At 71.5% G+C, this 18,631-nt stretch carries 9 protein-coding genes; 1 reads left to right on the top strand and 8 read right to left on the bottom strand.

What is annotated here, in order from left to right:
• The first annotated feature begins 230 nt into the window (after positions 1–230).
• Complete coding sequence (locus tag ACLQ2S_RS18245; RefSeq protein WP_155219891.1) at positions 231–1,067, top strand: TetR/AcrR family transcriptional regulator; 837 nt, start codon at positions 231–233, stop codon at positions 1,065–1,067.
• 132 nt (positions 1,068–1,199) lie between these two features.
• Here the strand turns inward: ACLQ2S_RS18245 and asnB are convergent, their stop codons facing one another.
• From asnB to ACLQ2S_RS18205, 8 genes are all read right to left on the bottom strand, one after another.
• Positions 1,200–3,041, bottom strand: coding sequence for an asparagine synthase (glutamine-hydrolyzing) (asnB, locus tag ACLQ2S_RS18240; RefSeq protein ID WP_155219894.1), 1,842 nt, complete (start codon positions 3,039–3,041; stop codon positions 1,200–1,202).
• A gap of 46 nt (positions 3,042–3,087) precedes the next feature.
• On the bottom strand, positions 3,088–3,876 hold the full coding sequence (locus ACLQ2S_RS18235; protein ID WP_425702165.1) for a thioesterase II family protein: 789 nt from the start codon (positions 3,874–3,876) through the stop codon (positions 3,088–3,090).
• A gap of 9 nt (positions 3,877–3,885) precedes the next feature.
• Entirely contained in the window at positions 3,886–5,601 is a 1,716-nt protein-coding gene (locus ACLQ2S_RS18230; protein WP_155219900.1) for an ABC transporter ATP-binding protein, read from the bottom strand.
• A complete protein-coding gene (locus ACLQ2S_RS18225) occupies positions 5,598–7,349 on the bottom strand; it encodes an ABC transporter ATP-binding protein (protein WP_425702164.1) in 1,752 nt (583 codons plus the stop codon). The genes ACLQ2S_RS18230 and ACLQ2S_RS18225 overlap by 4 nt, the downstream gene beginning before the upstream one ends.
• 157 nt (positions 7,350–7,506) lie before the next feature.
• On the bottom strand, positions 7,507–8,634 hold the full coding sequence (locus tag ACLQ2S_RS18220; RefSeq protein WP_425702163.1) for a Gfo/Idh/MocA family oxidoreductase: 1,128 nt from the start codon (positions 8,632–8,634) through the stop codon (positions 7,507–7,509).
• A complete protein-coding gene (locus ACLQ2S_RS18215; RefSeq protein ID WP_425702162.1) occupies positions 8,631–12,959 on the bottom strand; it encodes an amino acid adenylation domain-containing protein in 4,329 nt (1,442 codons plus the stop codon). The genes ACLQ2S_RS18220 and ACLQ2S_RS18215 overlap by 4 nt, the downstream gene beginning before the upstream one ends.
• Positions 12,956–17,509, bottom strand: a complete 4,554-nt coding sequence (locus ACLQ2S_RS18210; RefSeq protein WP_425702161.1) for an amino acid adenylation domain-containing protein — start codon at positions 17,507–17,509, stop codon at positions 12,956–12,958. The genes ACLQ2S_RS18215 and ACLQ2S_RS18210 overlap by 4 nt, the downstream gene beginning before the upstream one ends.
• Positions 17,510–17,727: 218 nt before the next feature.
• Positions 17,728–18,591, bottom strand: a complete 864-nt coding sequence (locus ACLQ2S_RS18205; protein WP_309223534.1) for an alpha/beta hydrolase — start codon at positions 18,589–18,591, stop codon at positions 17,728–17,730.
• Between the last annotated feature and the right edge of the window lie 40 nt (positions 18,592–18,631).

Genomic DNA, 18,631 nt, shown 5'->3' with positions numbered 1-18,631 from the left:
CTGCGTCGGCGGCCGGTACGTCATGAGCGGCTCACTCGGTGCCGGCCGGGGTCGGCCCGCGACGGAACACCCCGTCGCGCGCCGGCCCCGGCCGGGCAACACACCGTCGCCGGACTCGCGTGCCCGCACACGGTCGTCCCACCGGCCCCGGAAGTCCGGCCCGGGCCCGGCCCCGCGACCCGGCGGCCCGCCTCCGCAACGTGGAGCGTGCCGCATCCGAAGGATGGAAAATGCCCACAGACGTACCCCGCAGGCGGGGCGTCGGTCGACCACCACGCCTGTCCCTGGAAACGATCATCGAAACGGCCACCCGGATCCTTCAGGACGAGGGCCTCGAACGGCTGTCGATGCGGCGCCTGGCGCACGAACTGGGCAGTGCCCCGATGGCGCTCTACCACCACGTGGCCGACAAGGACGAACTGCTGGCGCGGGTGATGGAGTCGCAGGCCCAGTGCATCCCCCGGCCCGACCTGCCCGCCGAGCCTCGGGAGCGGCTCATCGCCGCCTCGGTCCTGCTGTACGACCTGCTCGCCGAACGTCCCTGGATCGTCGAGGTGCTGACCGGCGACAACCTGATCGGTCCATCGGCGCTGTGGATCGTGGAGGAGATGCTGGGCGCGGCGGCCGACTACGGCTACTCCCCCGACGAGGCACACCACGTCTACCGGACGATCTGGTACTACATCGTGGGGAACCTGATCATCCGGGTGACCCGCTCCCGACGCCCCGCTCGCACCGCCCACCAGGACGAGATCGTCGCCCAGTTGACCACGGCCACCCACCCTCAGCTGAGCAGGATCGCCGACCGGTGGGCCGACCTGAACGCCCGCGAGCGCCACCACGAGGCGCTGGTGGCGATCGTCGACGGGCTGTTGCCCGCCCGCCCGGCAGCGGCACCCGCCTGCCGCACGGCGGACACCTCAGGTGCGGCGACCACGAACACCAAGCTCGAACGGCAGGGCGGCAGCGAACCGAGTCACCTGGAACTGTTCATCTCGTTGTGCTTCCCGCCGTACGGTTCTCCCCCAAAGTTCAGCATGAACTGGTCCCCCGCCACCCGGGCCTAGGCGCGTGTTCGAGGAGGCTCGCCACGGGCGAGCCTCCTCGACATCGGTGCTGCGAGCCACGACCGGTCCCGGTCGGTCGCCACGTGCGCGTACCCCGACCACGCGGGTGGTCGGGGTACGCCGTCGCTGACGCTAGAGCTGCAACTGGGGCGAGTGCAGATCCAGCCAGGTGTGCAGGTCGAGGGTCCGTTCCAGCGCACCGCGCATCGCCACCGGCATCCGCGCCGGGTCCTGCGCCACGGCCTGCTGGGCCCAGTTCCGGTCGATCAGCGCGAACACCTTCGCGTCCCGGTCGGCCACCAGTTCCTTCACCTGCTGTTGGAGGATCCCCGCGTACGCCGGGTTCTGCGTCGACGGGTACGGGCTCTTGACCCGCTCCACCACCGACCGGGGCAGCACGTGAGCGGCGGCCTGACGCAGCAGGCTCTTCTCCCGACCGTCGGACACCTTCATCGACCACGGCGTGTTGTAGACGTACTCGACGAGGCGGTGGTCGCAGAACGGCACCCGTACCTCGAGTCCCACCGCCATCGACAGTCGGTCCTTGCGATCGAGCAGGGACCGCACGAACCGGGTCAGGTGCAGATGACAGGCGATCCGCATGCGTCGCTCCGCCGCGGACTCCCCGTCCAGATGCTCCACCTCGGCGAGCGCCGAGGCGTACTGGTCCGCCGTGTAGGCGGCGACGTCGAGCCGCTCCCGCAGGCCCTGCTCGATGTGATCGGTACGCCCCGGCAGGGTCAACGGTGGGATGACGGTCATCCAGGGGAACGTGCCGGCGTTCAACGCCGCCTCGTGATGGAACCAGGGGTAGCCGGCGAACACCTCGTCCGCCGCCTCCCCGGACAACGCCACGGTGGAGTGTTGCCGGATCGCCTTGAACAGCAGATACAGCGACAGGTCGAGGTCACCGAAGCCGTTCGGGATGTCGCGGGCGGCCACCGCCGCGCGGCGCACCGCGGGGTCGGACAGTTCGGCGGGATCGAGCACCACGTCCCGGTGCGCCGACCCGACGTGGGCCACCACATCGCGTACGAAGGGCGAATCCGGGGTGTCCCGCATCTCGTCGGGTACGAAGTTGTCCTCCTGGCCGACGAAGTCCACCGAGAAGCTGCGGACCTGCTCGCCCCGTAGGCCGAGCCGCTGCCCGGCGATGGAGGTGATCGCGCTGGAGTCCAGGCCACCGGAGAGCAGGACGCACTGCGGCACATCGGAGATCAACTGGTGGTCGATCACGTCGGTGAGCAGGTCACGTACGCGGCCCACGGTGTCGTCGAGGCTGTCGGTGTGCTCGACCGCGCGCAGCCGCCAGTAGACCCGCTGCCTGATGCCCCTGCGGTCCACCGTGACCAACTCGCCGGGCAGCACCTCGTGCATGCCCTTCCACAGCGCCCAGCCGGGTGCCTTCGTCTGGGCGAACAGCTCGCGCAGCCCGTCGGTGTCCACCACCTTGGGCGCCAGCGGATTCGCCAGGATCGCCTTGGGCTCGGAGCCGAAGAGGACGCCGTCCGACGTCGGGTAGTAGAAGAGCGGCTTGATGCCCATCCGGTCCCGGATGAGCACCAGCTTCTGGTCACGCTCGTCCCAGATCGCGAAGGCGTACATGCCTTCCAGGTGGTCCACGACGCTCTCCGACCACTGGAGATAGCCACGGAGCACGACCTCGGTGTCGCTCTCGGTCCGGAACGTGTGCCCGAGTGCCCTGAGCCGCTCGCGCAGCTCCCGGAAGTTGTAGACCTCTCCGGAGTACACCAGGGCCACCTCACCGGCCGGCGTGCTCGCGGTCATCGGCTGCACGCCGCCGGTCAGGTCGATGACGGCGAGCCGCCGGTGGCCGAGCGCGGCGTGCGTACGCACGAACACCCCACGGTCATCCGGCCCCCGGCAGGCCATGGTCTCGGTCATCGCGTCGAGCGTCGCGCCCTGACGCGTCAGATCAGCGTCGAACGATACCCACCCGGTAATGCCACACATCTCGTCCTCATTCCACTCGGTCGTAGGCGATGCTCGTCGGTCCGGGTCAAGGGGTGGACGGCCACGGCACCGCCGACGTGGCGGAGATCGCGCGGGCGCGCGCCGTGAGGAGCTCGACCACCGCGTCGCGGTGCTCGTCCAGGTAGAAGTGGCCGCCGCTGAAGGTGCGGAACTCACACCCGCCGTCGGTGGCGGCGCGCCACCCGGCGGCCTCGTCGGCGGTGACCTCCGGATCCCGGTCGCCGTAGAGCACGGTGACCGGTGACCGCAGTCGCACACCCGGCAGCGGCCGATACGTCTCGCTCAGCCGATAGTCGGACCGGATGACCGGCAGGAACGCCTGGATGAGCACCGGGTTGTCGAGGATGTCCAGGTGCGTCGCCTCGGTGCGGCGCAGTTCCTCGATCAACTCGTCGTCGTTACCGAGGTGCACCTCACCCGGGCGGGCCAGGTGCGGGGCGGGATGTCCGGACACCACCAGCGCCGCCGGCGGGTCGCCCGCCGCCGTGCGGCGGCGGGCGACCTCGTAGGCCACGATCGCACCCATGCTGTGCCCGAACAGGACCGTGGGCGTCCGCGTTCCCTCCACCGGCAGGTCCGCCGCCACCGTGTCGACCAGGTCCCGCATGTCCGCCGGGGCCGGCTCGGCGAACCGGTCCTCCCGACCCGGGTACTGCACGGCGAGGAACTCGATGTCCCAGGGTGCCGAGGTGGTCCACGGCCGGTAGTAGCTCGCGCTGCCCCCACCATGGGGAAACAGGATCACCCGAGCACGGGCGTAGGGCCGGGGTGCGAGCCTGCGGAACGCGCCCGGTGACAGCTCATCGGCCGGCATTGTGGCAGCTCACTCGCTCGCGCCGGAGACCATGGAAAGGCTCCAGAAGTCGGCGTAGCGACCACCGCGACCCAGCAGCTCCTCGTGGCTGCCCTCCTCGACGACCTTTCCGTCGTCGACGAAGACGACCCGGTCGGCGCGCTGGATGGTCCGCATCCGGTGCGCGACCATGACCACCGTCCGACCCGCCATCAGGCGTTCGATGCCGTCGTGGACGGCCGCCTCGTTCACCGGGTCGAGCGCCGAGGTCACCTCGTCGAGCAGCACGATCGGCGCGTCCTTGAGCAGCGCCCGCGCGATCGACACCCGCTGACGCTCACCACCGGACAGCGACGCGCCACCTTCACCGACGTTCGCCGCCCAGCCGCCGGGCAGCCGCTCGACGACCTCGTCCAGCCGCGCGGCGGTCGCCGCCGCCCGCACCTCGTCCTCGCTGGCGTCGGGGCGCCCGAGCCGGATGTTCTCCTCGATCGTGCCGTCGAACAGGTAGACGTCCTGGAAGACGATGGCGATCTGGGACATCAACACGGCCGGGTCGATCTCTCGCACGTCGACGCCGCCCACCCGTACCGTGCCGGAGTCCACGTCGTAGAACCGGGCGATCAGCTGGAGCAGGGTGGTCTTGCCGGCACCGGAGGGACCGACGACGGCCAACCGCTGCCCCTGCGGCACCGACAGCGACACGCCGTCGAAGACCGTACGGTCGCCGTGCCGGAAGCTGACCGCGTCGAACTCCAGGTCGAACCGCTGCGGTCGGACGGGCTGAGCCGCCTCGGGAAGCGGCTCGGTACGCAGCACCTTGTCGAGCCGGTCCAGCTCGGCGCGGGCGGTGCGCAGCTTGCCGCCGATGTCCGACAGGGACAGCAGCGGGTCCGCGCTGCGGGCCGCGAGCACCAGGATGGACAGGACCTCCGCGGTACCGATGTCGCCGTCGAGCGCGAGGTAGGTCCCCAGGACCAGCACCGTGGTGAAGACGACCTGCACGATGAGCGTCAGGCCCACCGCGCCGGGCAACACCGACATCGTCTGCCGGCGGGAGGCCCGCTCGACCCCCTGCAACGCGTCGTCGAGCAGACCGAAGCGCTCGCTGCTGCGGCCACCGGCCCGCAGGACCGGCTGGGCCTGGAGGTATTCGATGACCCGGGCGCTGGCCTCGTTGTTACGAGCGGCGTTGTCGGCGTCGTTGGCGGCCATCAACCGCGCCGTCCACCTCTGGGTGAGCACCACGAGCGGTGCCGCCACCAGCGCGGCCAGGCCGAGCTGCCAGTTGAACACCGTGATCACGGCCACGATCGTCAACGGCGTCACACAGGCGGAGATGAACGGCCCGAGCAGGTGGGCCGACACGCCCATCGCCGCGAGCAGACCACGGCTGGCCATCACGGACACCTCACCGACCCGAGCGGCGTTGTACCAGCCGATCGGGAGTCGGGCCAGGTGCTCGCCGAGACCGTGGTACATGCCGCGCAGCATGGTGGTGCCGACCCGCATGCCGGACAGGTCGCTGGTGTACCGCAGGACCGCGTAGACCGCGACGCCGACCCCGAACGCGATCAGCCACGGCCAGGCGTCCGACGGGGTGCTGCCGAACAGTGCCCGCAGCACGGGCACCAGCAGCGCGTAGAGCAGACCCTCCAGCACGGCGGTCACCGTCATCAGGGCGACCGTGCGGCGCATCGGCTTGGCGTACTCGTCGCCGAGCACCCGCAACAACATTCTGATCATCGGGAAAGGTCTCCTTGCAGTACACCACCGCGGGCTTCACTGTCGTCGGCGACAACCGACTGCTGGGTCCGCCAGAACGCGGCGAACTTTCCGTCCTGGGCGAGCAGGTCGTTCGGCCTGCCCTGCTCGACGACCACCCCGTCCTCCAGCATCACGACGAGGTCGGCGTCGGCGATGGTCTCCAGGCGGTGGGCGATGACCAGGACGGTCCGGTCACGCAACGTGGCCAGGGTCTGTCGTACCGCCTGGTCGGTCTGCGGATCGGCGAAGGCGGTCGCCTCGTCCAGCACCAGGACGGGCGTGTCGGCGGCCAGGGCACGTGCGATGGCGATGCGTTGCGCCTCGCCGCCGGAGAGCTTGACCTCCTCGCTGATCACGGTCTCGTAGCCCCGGGGCAGCGCGCGGACGCGGTCGTGGATGTGCGCCAACTGCGCGGCACGCGTCACCTCCTCGGGCGTCGCGTGCGGCACCGCCAGCGCGATGTTGTCCGCCACCGACGCGCGCAGCAGCCGGACGTCCTGCAGGACGAACGAGACGCGACGGTAGAGCTCCCTGGTGTCGATGTCGCGCAGGTCGACGCCACCGAGGCGCACCGAGCCCTCGGTCGGGTCGAAGAACCGGGGCAACAGCTGCACCAGAGTGGACTTCCCACTACCGGACGGCCCGACCACCGCGGTGAGTGTGCCCGGCTCCAACACCAGGTCGATCCCGCGCAGCACCTCGGGGCCGTCGTCGTCGTAGCGGAACCGGACGTCGCGCAGCTCCACCCGGTTGTCCTGCGGGGCGGCCGGACGCTCCGGCTGCGGCAGGGTGCCCGCGCCGAGGACCTCGCGGATGCGGCCCACCGCGCGACCGGCGGCCTGCATGTCGTCGAAGCCGTGGCCGAGCGCCGCGACCGGGGCGGTCAGCCCCAACCCGAGCAGCAGGAAGGGCAGCAGGTCGACCGCGGCCATGTCGCCGGAGGTGATCCGCACCGTGCCGCCGATCAGCACCACCAGCAGCACGAACGGTGGGGACAACGCCAACTGCATGCCGGCGGCGACCGCGGAGACACCGCGTACCCAACGGGTGAAGATGTCGACGAACTCGTCAGCGGCGGTGAGGAACTTGCGGTGGGCACGCTCGGAGCCGCCGAACGCCTTGACCACGGCGATGCCCTGCACGAACTCCACCACGGAGGTGGCGATGCGGCCCATCGCCGCGTCGAAGTCCTGCTGCTCACGGGTACGCGCCGGAGTCATCAGCAGCGGGACGTGCGCGATGGCCAGCAGCACGGGGATCAGCGTGATCAGGGTGAGCCGCCAGTCGACGGTGAGCAGGTAGACCAGTGACACCAACGGCACCACGAAGGCGGAGACCAGCTCGCCGGGCGCGTGGGCGATGAAGGGGTGCACGGCGGTGACGTCCTCACCGACCACCTTGGCCAACTCGCCACTGCGACGGCGGGCGAGCCAGCCGATCGGGGCCTCCCCGAGGCTGCGGGCCAGCGCCCGGCGCAGCGACAGCTGCACCTTGCCGTCGAGGATGTGACCGAGCCCGGACGACGCTCCGGTGAACACCAGTCTGATGAACAGACCGATCGCACCGATGACCACCGCGGTCCACACGCGGTTAGAATCGACTGGGCCGGGCGACAGGAGCGCACGACCCACCTCGATCACCGCGAACAGCGGCGCCAGCCCCGCGACGGCGCCGATGACCTGTAAGACCACCACCACCGCGAAACTCGGCGCATGGGGACGCAGCAACGGCCCCGTGCTCACCGGCTGCCGTGCCGTGGGAGTGCCTCCCGGTGACGGCGTGGACTGCTCTCCTGCCTCAACGGATTGGGTCGCACTCATCGCTCTCCCGTCCCTATTTTCAAACGTGTTCGAGAATCACTCTACCCTGGCCCCATCCACCGATCTACGGTGAACCGGCAGGGTGTGGACGAACAGCGACCGGCTCGGTGCGAAGATCGGCGACCCGCAGCGGGTCGCCCGGGTCCGGGACGGCGACCTCGGGATAGCCGAGGGCCTCGGTCAGCTCCTTCCAGGCGGTGGCGACGGCCAGGTGCCGCTGACCGCCCCGCAACGGGTCGACCCCCGATTCGACCCGTTCGCGCAGGTCGTCGAGGGCGGTCAGCACCCCGTCCCCCCACAGCTCACGCACCACACCCGACCAGGTGGGCGACTGCGGCGCACCTACGTAGTCAGCGGTGGGTCCGAGCACGTCCGACCACCGCGTGTCCGCGTCCGCCGATCCGGAGAGGAAGATCCCCTCCGGATCGGCCGGCGCGCGCAGCACCGGACTCCACAGCACCGGGCCATGGGTGTTGGCCAGCATCACGTTACCCGCGTCGGTGCCCACGGTGATCCGGTGCAGCAGCAGGCTCGTACTGTCGTCGCCCGCCTGCATCCGGTTCTCCACCCGCAGCGTCAGCGGCACCCCGGCGACCTGTCCGTCCACGCTGGCCAGCGGGCGTCCGGCGCGGTCACCGACGGCTGACAACGACCACGGACGCAGCCCGTCGAAGACCTGCGCGAGGATGTCGATCAGGTCGAAGCAGACCTGCACCGCGCAGATCGCGTCGACGAAGACCGGCTTGCGCAGCCGGACCAGCGTGCGGGCGGCCGAGATGAACTGCCGCACCGGCTCCACGTGCGGGTAGAAAGTGTTGACCACGTACTGCGCTTCGGCGCGGCGCGCGGTACGCAGACAGTCCGCCAACTCCGCCGGGTGCACCGGGTGTTCCTGCAACACGTGGATACCACGGCCGAGCAGTTCCTTGGTCAGCTCGACGCCCGGCCCGCCGCCGACCGCGGTCGAGACCACCACGCAGGCGGCGTCGACGTCCTGCGGCAGGTCGGCGACCGAGGAGTACAGCGGGACGCCGTACTCCTTCGCCAGGGTCACCGACCGGGTGCTGCCCCGCGCCAGGATGCCGGCGAGTTCGTACCGCTGTGGCGCGCGGGCGATGGCCGACAGGTAGACCTGACCGAACCGGGTGCCGCAGACGACGACCCGCATCGGCCGGGACGGGGAGTCGCTCATCGGTCCACCACCGTCGCCGCCGCGATCACCGTCGCCACGTTGGGCGGTCGGAGGCAGCTGACGTGGTCGCCGGGGACGTCGACGACGGTCAGCTCACCGAGACAGACCTCCGGCCAGAAGCGGGCCGCCTCGGCGCCGGCCCCGGGGAGCAGGTCCCGGGCCGCCGTGGGACGCACCAGGGTGATGTCGCCGGCGTACGGCTCGGGCTCGTGCCGGGCCACCGCCCGGAGGGTCCGCCCGAAGACGGCGTGCGCCGTGGCGACCCGCGCCGGGCCACCCCACGCCGGGTCCGTCGCGGCGACCGCCTCGTGCAGCTCGCGGTGCAGCTCGCCGACGGTACGCCGACCGAGGGCACCGAACCGCTCGGCGACCTCGGTCAGTTGCTCGTCACCTTCGAGCGAAGCCAACACGCCCGCCGGCACCACGCCCGGCGATCCGGCCAGTACGGTGGCGACCGCCCGGTCCACCGTCGCCTCGTCGGCGGGCCAACCGAGGGCCGCCGGATCGATGCCGGCGGACTGCCCGAAGGCGTAGTCCGTCACCAGTCCGTCGTCCACCTGGTACGGCACCCGCTGTCCGGACACGACCGTCAGGCGTACGGTCGTCCCGGCCTCACTCAACGCCCGGGCCACCTCCAGGGCGACCGAAGCGCCGAGGCAGTAGCCGATCACGTCGACGTCGTCGAACCCGGCGGCCCGGATCTCGCCCGCGTAGCGCACGGCCAACTGCTCGACCAGCGTGGCCGGGTCGCTGTCCGCGCTGACGGCGTCGTCGGGCGCGACGAGCCCGAAGACCGGCCCGGCCGCGCCGAGCCCGGCGGCCAACGCCCGCAGCGCCGTCAGGCTGCCCGTACCGTCGTGCACGAGAAGTCTCACCGGCCCCTGGGCGGAGCCACCGAGCGGGACCAGGGCCGATCGCCGAGCCGGCTCGGCCACCGCCGGGGCCGGTGTCGTCTCCGCCACCAACCGCGTCGCCAGTCCGGCGACCGTGGGCTCGTCGAGCAGGGCACGCAGCAGTACGTCGAACGGGAACCGGGCGGCCTCGGGCAGCTGTTCGCGTAGCTGGCCGACGAACCGCGCGGCCAGCAGGGAGTTGCCGCCCGCGTCGAAGAAGCCCAGCTCACGGCTGGCTGGTTGGCCGCCGAGCACCTCGCTCCACAGGTCGGCGATGCGCTGCTCGACACCCGGCCGGGGCGGTTCGGACCGCCCGTCGGGCACCGCGGTCGGCGTGGGCGCGGACTCCAGCAGCCGTTTACGGTCGATCTTCCCGTTCGCGGTCAACGGCAACGCCTCGACGACGCGTACCCGCGCCGGGACCATGTAGGCGGGCAGCCGGTCGGCCACCCAGGCGACGACCTCGCCGGGGTCGACGGTGCCGCCGGGCCGCTGCGGCACCACGAACGCGACCAGCGCGCGTTCGAGGGTGTCGTCGCCCGCCGCCAGGACCACGCAGCCGCTGACCGCCGGGTGTTCGCCGAGCACCGCCTCGATCTCGCCGAGTTCGATCCGGTGGCCACGGATCTTGACCTGTTGGTCGGCCCGGCCGAGAAACTCGATCTCGCCGTCGGGTAGGTACCGACCGAGGTCACCGGTGCGGTACAGCCGTTCCCCCGTCTCCGGGTGGTGGATGAACCGCTCGGCGGTGCGGACCGGGTCGTTGAGGTAGCCGTCGGCCAGCCCGACACCGGCGATGAAGAGTTCGCCGGGGACCAGGTCGGGTCGGTCGCGCAGCGCGGAGTCGAGCACGTGGAACCGTTGGTTCGCCAACGGCACCCCGTACGGGATGCTGCGCCAGTGCGGCTCCACCGTCCGGATGCGGTGGTAGTTCGACCAGATGGCCGCCTCCGTCGCCCCGCCGAGACTGACCAGTTCGGCGCCGGGCACGTGCCGCGCGGCATGGCCGGGTAGCGACAGCGGGATCCAGTCGCCGGACAGCAGCGCCAGCCGCAGGCTGGACAGGTCGGCCGGCTCCACGTCCAGGTAGTGCATCAGCATCTGCAACTGTGCGGGGACCGAGTTCCACAGCGTGACGCCGTGCGCGGCCACCATCGCCGCCCAGTGTGACGGGTCACCTCGACGCGCCGGGTCGGGCAGCACCAGCGCGGCACCCCGGGCGGGTGGGCCGAACAGGTCGTAGACGGACAGGTCGAAGCTCAACGCGGCGAGGCCGAGCACCCGGTCGGCCTCGGTGACACCGAACCGCTCGTTGATGTCGTGCACCGTGTTGGCGGCGGCCCGGTGGCTGATCATCACGCCCTTGGGCGTCCCGGTCGACCCCGAGGTGTGCATGACGTAGGCGAGCCCGGTCTGCTCCGGCCCGGGGTCGTCCGGGATCTCCGTCACGGGCACCGGCGGCGTCCCCGCCACGTCGACACCGGTGACCTCGGGCGGGAGCATGTCGACCGGGGCGCCCGCGACGACCGCGAACCGGGCACCGCTGTCGACCAGGATGCGGTCCCGACGCACGGCGGGCTGGCCGATGTCCACGGGTACGTACACCCCACCGGCGAGGAGCACCCCGAGCACGCCCACGGCCTGCTCTCGCGACTTGTCGATCAGGACGCCGACGAGGTCGCCGGGTCGGCATCCCCCGGCGCGCAGTCGGGCGGCGACCCCGGCGGCGCGGGTCAGCCAGTCCCCGTACGTCATCGAGCCGGTGGCATCGACGACGGCCACCCGGTCGGGATGCGCGCGGGCGTAGTCGACCAACGGCTCGTGCAGCAGGCCGTCCGGCACGGGCGCGTCGGTCGCGTTCGCGGCGGCCCGGCGTTCCCGTTGCGCCTGCGGCAACGGCTGTGGGTCGACCGCCGCCCACGACGCGTCCTCGGCGGCCAGCCGGTGCAGCAGGTCCACGAACGCGGTGAACATCTCGTCCACGAGATGATCGGGGAAGACCCCCTCGCGGACGTCCCAGTTCATGTCCAGTCCGCCGAACTGGTCACCCACCTGGCAGTCGATCCACACCTGCGGGGTCTGGCTGACGCCGTACACCGGTCTCGGCTTGCGGCCGGCGACCGACGGCTCGCCGCCGCCGACTCCGACGGCGCCGGTGAACACCACCGGCAACACCGCCGCGGCGTCCCGTCCGCGACGCCGGGCGAGTTCGCGCAGCACCTCCACGCCGCTGAACAGGCGGTGGTCGAGGTCGTCGAAGACCCGCTCGCCGAGCGCGCGGGCCTGCTCGGCGAAGCTCGTGCGCTCCGCACGCTCCACCGCGAGCACGCTCAGCGAGGTGAAGTCGCCGAGCAGGTGGTCGACGTGCGGATGCAGCGGCATCCGGTTGAGCACCGGCAGCCCCACACAGAACCGCTCGCTGCCGCTCCAACGGGCGATCGTCTCCGTGTACGCGGCCAGCACGGCGTTGGCGGGAGTGACCCCGTGCTCGGCGGCGCGGGCCTTCAGCGACCGCCACACCCGGTCGTCGACGGTGGCCGCCAGGCGCCGGAACCGTGCCGGCCCGGCAGCCGGATCCTGGTCGTCGCGCAGGGGAAGGGCCGGTGCGCCGGGCAGCTGGTCGATCCGCTCCAACCAGTACGCCCGGTCCCGGGCGTAGCGGTCGGTGTCACGCAGCCGGCGTTCGGCCAGTACGTAGTCCCGGAAGGTGGCCTCCAGCGGCGGTAGGACGCAGTCCGGCTGCCGGTACCTGCGGTCCAGTTCGGCCAGCACCCGTTGCAGGCTGAGCCAGTCCAACGCCATGAAGTCCACCGAGACGTGCAGCAGGCTCCGGTCGGCGGCCAGGGTGAGGCGCAGCTCGTACATCGGCCGTTCACCGGTGGGATGCACCCGGTGGGACAGTTCGTCGCGCACCCGGGCGACCGTCTCCCCCACCGCGTCGGCCGGTGCCCCACGCAGGTCGACCACCGTGATGCCGGTGCCCGGTGGCGCGGGCAACACGCGTTGGGTGCCGTCCTGGTCGATGACCGTCCGCAGTGCGTCGTGGCGGCGTACCAGGCCGTCCCACGCCTGCCGCAGGCGATCCGCATCGATCTCCGCCGGGTACTCGAACTCCTGGTAGAGGTGACAGGAGACCCCGCCGTAGGCGAACGCCGGATTGCGTCCGAACAGGTACGCCGACTGGATGTCGGTCAGCGGGAACGCCTCGTCGCGCTCCTGGGGGTGGTCCCGCCACACCGGATCGGGCCCGCGGACGGCGTCGCCGCTGGTGTCGGACATGCTGGCCAGCAGTTCGGCCTTGCTCCCGCGCAGCCGGGCGAGCAGCTCGTCGGTCATGCTGCCTCGGGGAGCGCGGAACCGCAGCTGTTCGCCCTCCCGCCAGACCTGGATCCCGGCGCTGGCGAACTCGTCGAGCAGGTCGCTGGCGCTCACACCGCACCCTCTTCGAAGTCCTCGGCGGTGTCCCAGCCGGCGGGTCGCGGCTCGCCCTTGGCGTCCCGCAACTCGTCGATGAGCGCGCTCAGCCCGGCGACCGTCGCCGCCCGCATCACGTCGCGCATGGGCAGGTCGACGCCCCACACCCCGCGTACCTCGGCGACGAACCGGGTGGCGAGCAGACTGTCACCGCCGAGCCGGAAGAAGTTCTCGTCGCGGCCCACCGCGTCCAGTCCGAGCAGCTTGGCCCAGCGTTCGGCGACGAAGATCTCGGTGCCGCCCCTCGGCGGGGCGCCCACGTCGCGTGGTCGGTCGACGGCCTGTTCGAGGACCGTCTGGATCCGCCGCCGATCGACCTTGCCGTTGGCGCTGAGCGGCAGCGCGGGCAACACGGCGATGTGGGCCGGCACCATGTGCTCGGGCAACCGTTCCTCGGCCCACCGGCGTACCCGGTCCGGGTCGACCCCGCCCGCAGTCGCGGGACGGTCGGCGGTCAACAGGATCTCGCCGGTAGCCTCGGTGCGCAGCACCCGCACGTCGGTCAGCCCCGCCGCGGCCAACGCCTGCGTCCAACGGTCGGGGCCGTGGAGCCAGCCGGCTCGACCGTCGGCGTCGAGTCGTCCCGCCCGCGCCTCCAGTGGCAGCGCGCTGACCAGCGCCAGCGGCGTCGGGTGGGCGCGTTCGAGCAGGTAGAGCCGACCACCGTCGGCGAGCAGCAGCCCCATGGTCGCCGCCGCGGTCTCCGGGTCGGACATCCGGTGCAGGACGTTGTTCGCCACCACGGCGTCGAAGGCGTGCACGTGCGGTGCGGCGACCGCGTCCGGGCCCTGCACCGCCACCTGGACGCGGTGCCCGTGCTCACGCAGCGACGCCTCGGCCTTGGCCAGGGTCGACCGGGCCGCGCCGAGCAGCGTGTAGTCGACCGCCGTCCCGGACAGCGCCGCCAGCAGTCGGGCCGCGCCCCGGCCGCTGTCGGTCTGCCAGTCGGCCACCGCGCACGGTGACGTGCCACCGCGCTCCTTCAGGTCGTGGCCGACCGCGGCGAGGCACTCGGCGGTGGCGGGCATCAGGTCGTTGAGCGCCTCCGGGGCCAGCACCGGGTCGTCCAGCAACGCGGTGGCGTCGGCGTCGCCGGAGAGGATGGCCGTGTAGAGCGCCGCCGCGTACTCCAGAGTGGTCGCGACCGGCGCCAGGCGCGTGCCGTGGGCGCTCTCCCGGACCCGCTTGGCCCAGTTCGCGTCCGTGACCTCGGCCCACCTCGCTGCGGGTACGAACCCGCCGGACGCCCGGGACAGCACGTCGCGCTGCGCCAGGTAGTCGCACCAGACGTCCACGACCGGCCGTTGCTGGGCGCAGACGGCGAACGGCGTGCTCCCGGGCTCGACCAGCGACGCGACGACCTCGGCCAGCAGCACCTCCACCAGCTGATGTTCGAGCAGCAGCGGGTCGTCCCCGGTCGGCGTGCCCGTCGGCGGCAGGAACTCGTCACCGGGCCGCCCGGGAGCCGGCGCGGCGGCCGGACGATCGACGTCCGGTGTCGAGGAACGCTCGACCACCGCGGCGACCACCTCGCGTCGACCGTCGGTGACGACGACGGCGACGGCCTGGGCCACCTCGGGGTACGCGGTCAGGCAGGACTCGATCTCGCCCAGTTCGACCCGGAAGCCGTTGATCTTCACCTGCTGGTCGAGGCGGCCCAGGAACTCCAGGTTGCCGTCGGGCCAGTACCGGCCCAGGTCACCGGTGCGGTACCAGCGCTCGCCGTCCACCAGCGGGAAACGGAGCGCGCTCAGCTCGGCGTCGCCCCGGTAGCCCACCGCCACCCCGGCACCGCCGATCCACAACTCGCCCGGCACCCAGTCGGGACAGTCCCGGCCACGGCTGTCCACCACCCGGAACTTCTGGTTCCGCAGCGGCACACCGTACGGGATCGACCGCCAGTCGGCGGGCACCTCGACGACCTCGAAGGAGTTCGACCAGATCGCCGCTTCGGTGGCACCACCGAGCGAGATGAACCGGCACCGGCCGTCGGTCGCACCGGCCAGCCTGCCGGGCAGGTCGAGACCGATCCAGTCGCCGGAGAGCAGGGCGAGCCGCATCGTGGCGGGCAGATCGGCGTCGTCGGCGGCGGTGAGCAGCATGTCCAGCAGGGCGGGAACCGTGTTCCACACGGTCACCCCGTGCCGACGGCACAGCGCCAGCCACTCGGCGGCGTCGCGTCGGCCGGACTCGGGTACCAGCACCGCGGCGCCACCCACCGCGAGCAGACCGAAGATGTCCCACACCGAGAGGTCGAAGTCCAGCGCGGAAACCGCCAGGACACGGTCGGCCGGGCCGACGTCGAACCGCTCGTTGATGTCCTCGACGGTGTTCACCGCCGCCCGATGGGTGAGTTCGACCCCCTTCGGCAGGCCGGTGGAGCCCGACGTGAAGATCACGTACGCGGCGTCGTCGGGGTCGGCGGAGACCGGCGCGGCCAACGGCTCGGCCGCCTCGGCGGCCTCGATGGTGAGGATCTCGGCAGCCGCACCGGCCGGATCCAGCAGCCCACTGCCGTCGAGGACGACCTGGACGCCGCTGAGTTCGAGGATGCGGGCGCGACGCTCGGCGGGCTGGTCCACCCCGATCGGGACGTACGCCGCACCGGCGGCGAGCACGCCGAGGACGGCCACGATCTGCGGTACGCCCTTGGGCGCCAGCACGGCCACATACGATCCCCGGCCCACGCCACGTTCGGCGAGCGCGCCGGCGACGCGGAGGGCACGCGCGGCGAGTTCGTCGTGGTGCAGCACCTCCTGCTCGCCCCAGAGCAACGCGGGTCGTCCGGCCCGTGCGCCGGCCTCGGCGAAGAACCGGGTGTGCAGCAGGTTGTCGGTCATCGTGCGGGTGGTCGAGTTGACCGCCGCCCGCGTGCGTCGGGTCGCCTCGGGCAGGGCGATCTCCGGTACCGTGCTCGTCCACGCGCCGGCGAGCAGGTCGCGGACCAGCGTCTCGTACGCGGACAGCATCGCGTCCAGCATGCCGTCGGGGAACAGCGCCTCGACGGCGTCCCACACCAGGCGTACGGTGCCGTCGGCGGTGCGGTAGATCTGGTGGTCGAGCCAGATCTGCGGGGTCTGGGAGATCATCCACGTCGGCTCGCCGAAACGGGCGGCGAACTCCTCCGGGATCAGCGGAGCCGACAGGTCCACAGAGAACACGACGGGTGCCGTACGGGGTGCCTCCGGATCCGCGCGGGTGAACTCGCGCAGCACGTCGACACCGGTGTACGCGGCGTGCCCGATGTCCTCGTGCATCTGCCTCTGCAGCGTGCGCGCGCGGTCGGCGAAGCTGTCGCCGGAGAGGTCGACCTCCAACAGCACCAGCCCGGAGAAGTCGCCGACCAGTCGGGGCATCTCGGGATGCACGTCGAGATCACGGTCGAACAGCGGCAGGCTGAGCAGGAAGTGCTCGTCCCCGCTCCACCGGCTCAGCACCGTGGCGTACGCGGTGGCCAGCACCGCCGCGGGCGTCAGCCCCGCCTCGTTGGCACGACGCTCCAGCTCCCGCCACTCGGGCACGGTGAGGTCGAAGTAGCGACGGGCGAAGCGTTGCACGGTGAGCGCGTCCGGGTCGACCGCGAGCGGCAGCTTCGGGCCGCCGGGCAACGTCGGCAGTCGGCGCTGCCAGTACGGGCGGGCCCGTTCCCGCTCGTCGGCACGGGTGCCGGCCTGCTCGGTGAGGTACTGGCCGAAGGTGTAGCCGACCTCGCCGAGCGCCTCCGGGTCGTCGTACAGGGCGACCAGGTCGGAGAGCATCACCCGGAAGCTGGCCAGGTCCACGGCCAGCAGGTCGATGTTGAAGTGCAGCCGGTCCACCCCGCCGGGCAGCCGGGTCAGCAGCACGTCGACCACCTCGCCCCGGCCCACCTCCAGGATGCGGTGGGATAGCCGGTCCCGCAGCTCCAGCGCGGCGGTCGCCGCCTCGTCGGCGCTGCGATCGCGCAGGTCGTGCACGGTCAGCCCGGGCCACGGGGACTCCGGCAGGATCCGCTGGGTAGCGTCCTCGTCGAACCGCGCCCGCAGCATCGGATGGCGGGCCAGCAACGCCCGGACCGCCCGTTCGAGTCGCTGGGCGTCCACGGCGGTCGAGTCGAACTCAAGGTAGTTGTGGCAGCCGACGCCGCCGAGCGCGTGGTCGCCCGAGCGACCGAAGAGGTATGCCTGTTGCACCGGGGTCAGCGGAAATGCCGCGTCCGGGTCGTGGCGCTCGACGTCGGGCACCGGCGGGGTGGACGCCGAGGGCTCGGACGCAGCCACGGGTACGCCGACCAACTCGACCCAGGCCGACAGTCGCGGGTCGGTGGCCAGTTGGGTGAACGTCACCTCGGCGCCGGTGGCGTTGAGCCGGCTGGCCAGCCGCATCAGGTGCAGCGACTGGAGGCCGAGTTCGAACAGGTTGCTGTCGTCGTCCGCTGTGGTCAGCTCCATGCCGAGCAGTTCGGACACCGCAGCGCGCAGGGCGTCCCGATCCGTCCCGGCGCCGCAGTCGGTGTTCTCCGATAACATTCTCTAGCTCCCTTGCGCGCTATCGACTCCGCTGCGGAATGTTCGAAATACGTCGACGGGCGGGATGCGAGATTGATGCCGGACTAACTGTCGACATCAACGCCGACACCTGACACCGACCCTAACAGCAGCCCGCAGCGCCGAGCAATGCATCACCACCGCATGGGTGGCCGTGAATATCGTGGGTAACGCCATGAGAATCACACATCGACGCCCACCTACCGGTCGACGCCCATCATTTCGGAAAGGGAATCACCCAGCCGCGTTCCCGGAACACCGAGATCGAAGGACAGATCGAAGTGGTTCCGCGACGGCACGACGAGGTCGGTCACCCGGCCGCCGCCGGCCCGCACGGCGTCGACGAACTCCCGGTGCTGCCGACCGAACTCGTCGGTCTCGTTCTCCCCCCGCGCGACGACCAGCGGCGGCAACGCCGACGGCAGCCGGTGCATGGGGCTGCACTCCCGCGCCGTGCGCGGATCCAGCCCGAGCACCTCGTTCACGTACGTCCGGCGCACCGGCTCGAGATCGTAGACGCCACTGAGCAGGACCGCGCCCGTCACCGCCCGGTCGGGACGCTTCCCGTGCCGCTGCCAACCGACCTCGTCGAGCAGGGACATGACGGCCAGGTGCGCGCCTGCGGAACACCCGCTCAGGTAGATCGACGAGGGGCTCGACGGCAGTTGCGCGGCGTTGCGGTCCAGCCAGCGCACTCCCTCGGCGACCATGTCGACGATCTCCGGCAGCCGGTACCGGGGGGCCAGGCCGTATCCCAACGCCGCGACGGAGATGCCGCGCGGCACCAGGTCCAGCGCCATGAAGGACGATTCGAGTCGACTCAACTCCTGCCAGTACCCGCCGTGGATGAACACCAGCAGGTTTCCGCCCGCCCCGGCAGCCGGGAAATAGTCGAGCAATTGCTCCGGGCGCGGGCCGTAGCGTATGCCGGAATGCACCTCGAGCCGGTCGCGCGCCAGTGCGCTACGTTCCGCGTACTCGCGCAGGAAAACGTTGATGTCCGGAACGCACGAACTCGGCGAGTACTGAATATCCAGGGATCGTTGGTCGTACGTCAGATACACGTCTCTTCGCTTCCGGTGCCGGAACAATTACTGGCCGTCG

The organism is Micromonospora sp. DT48, assembly GCF_049844495.1.
In the GTDB taxonomy this organism is placed as follows: Bacteria; Actinomycetota; Actinomycetes; order Mycobacteriales; family Micromonosporaceae; genus Micromonospora.
The sequence above is the reverse complement of the archived record's forward strand: the minus strand, read 5'-3'. Positions and strand labels throughout refer to the sequence as shown.

What these genes read in the sequence shown, in the direction of transcription:
- asnB (WP_155219894.1), bottom strand. Translation starts at nt 3,041, where the DNA reads ATGTGTGGCATTACCGGGTGGGTATCGTTCGACGCTGATCTGACGCGT.
- ACLQ2S_RS18245 (WP_155219891.1), top strand. Translation starts at nt 231, where the DNA reads ATGCCCACAGACGTACCCCGCAGGCGGGGCGTCGGTCGACCACCACGC.
- ACLQ2S_RS18230 (WP_155219900.1), bottom strand. Translation starts at nt 5,601, where the DNA reads ATGATCAGAATGTTGTTGCGGGTGCTCGGCGACGAGTACGCCAAGCCG.
- ACLQ2S_RS18220 (WP_425702163.1), bottom strand. Translation starts at nt 8,634, where the DNA reads ATGAGCGACTCCCCGTCCCGGCCGATGCGGGTCGTCGTCTGCGGCACC.
- ACLQ2S_RS18210 (WP_425702161.1), bottom strand. Translation starts at nt 17,509, where the DNA reads ATGTTATCGGAGAACACCGACTGCGGCGCCGGGACGGATCGGGACGCC.
- ACLQ2S_RS18235 (WP_425702165.1), bottom strand. Translation starts at nt 3,876, where the DNA reads ATGCCGGCCGATGAGCTGTCACCGGGCGCGTTCCGCAGGCTCGCACCC.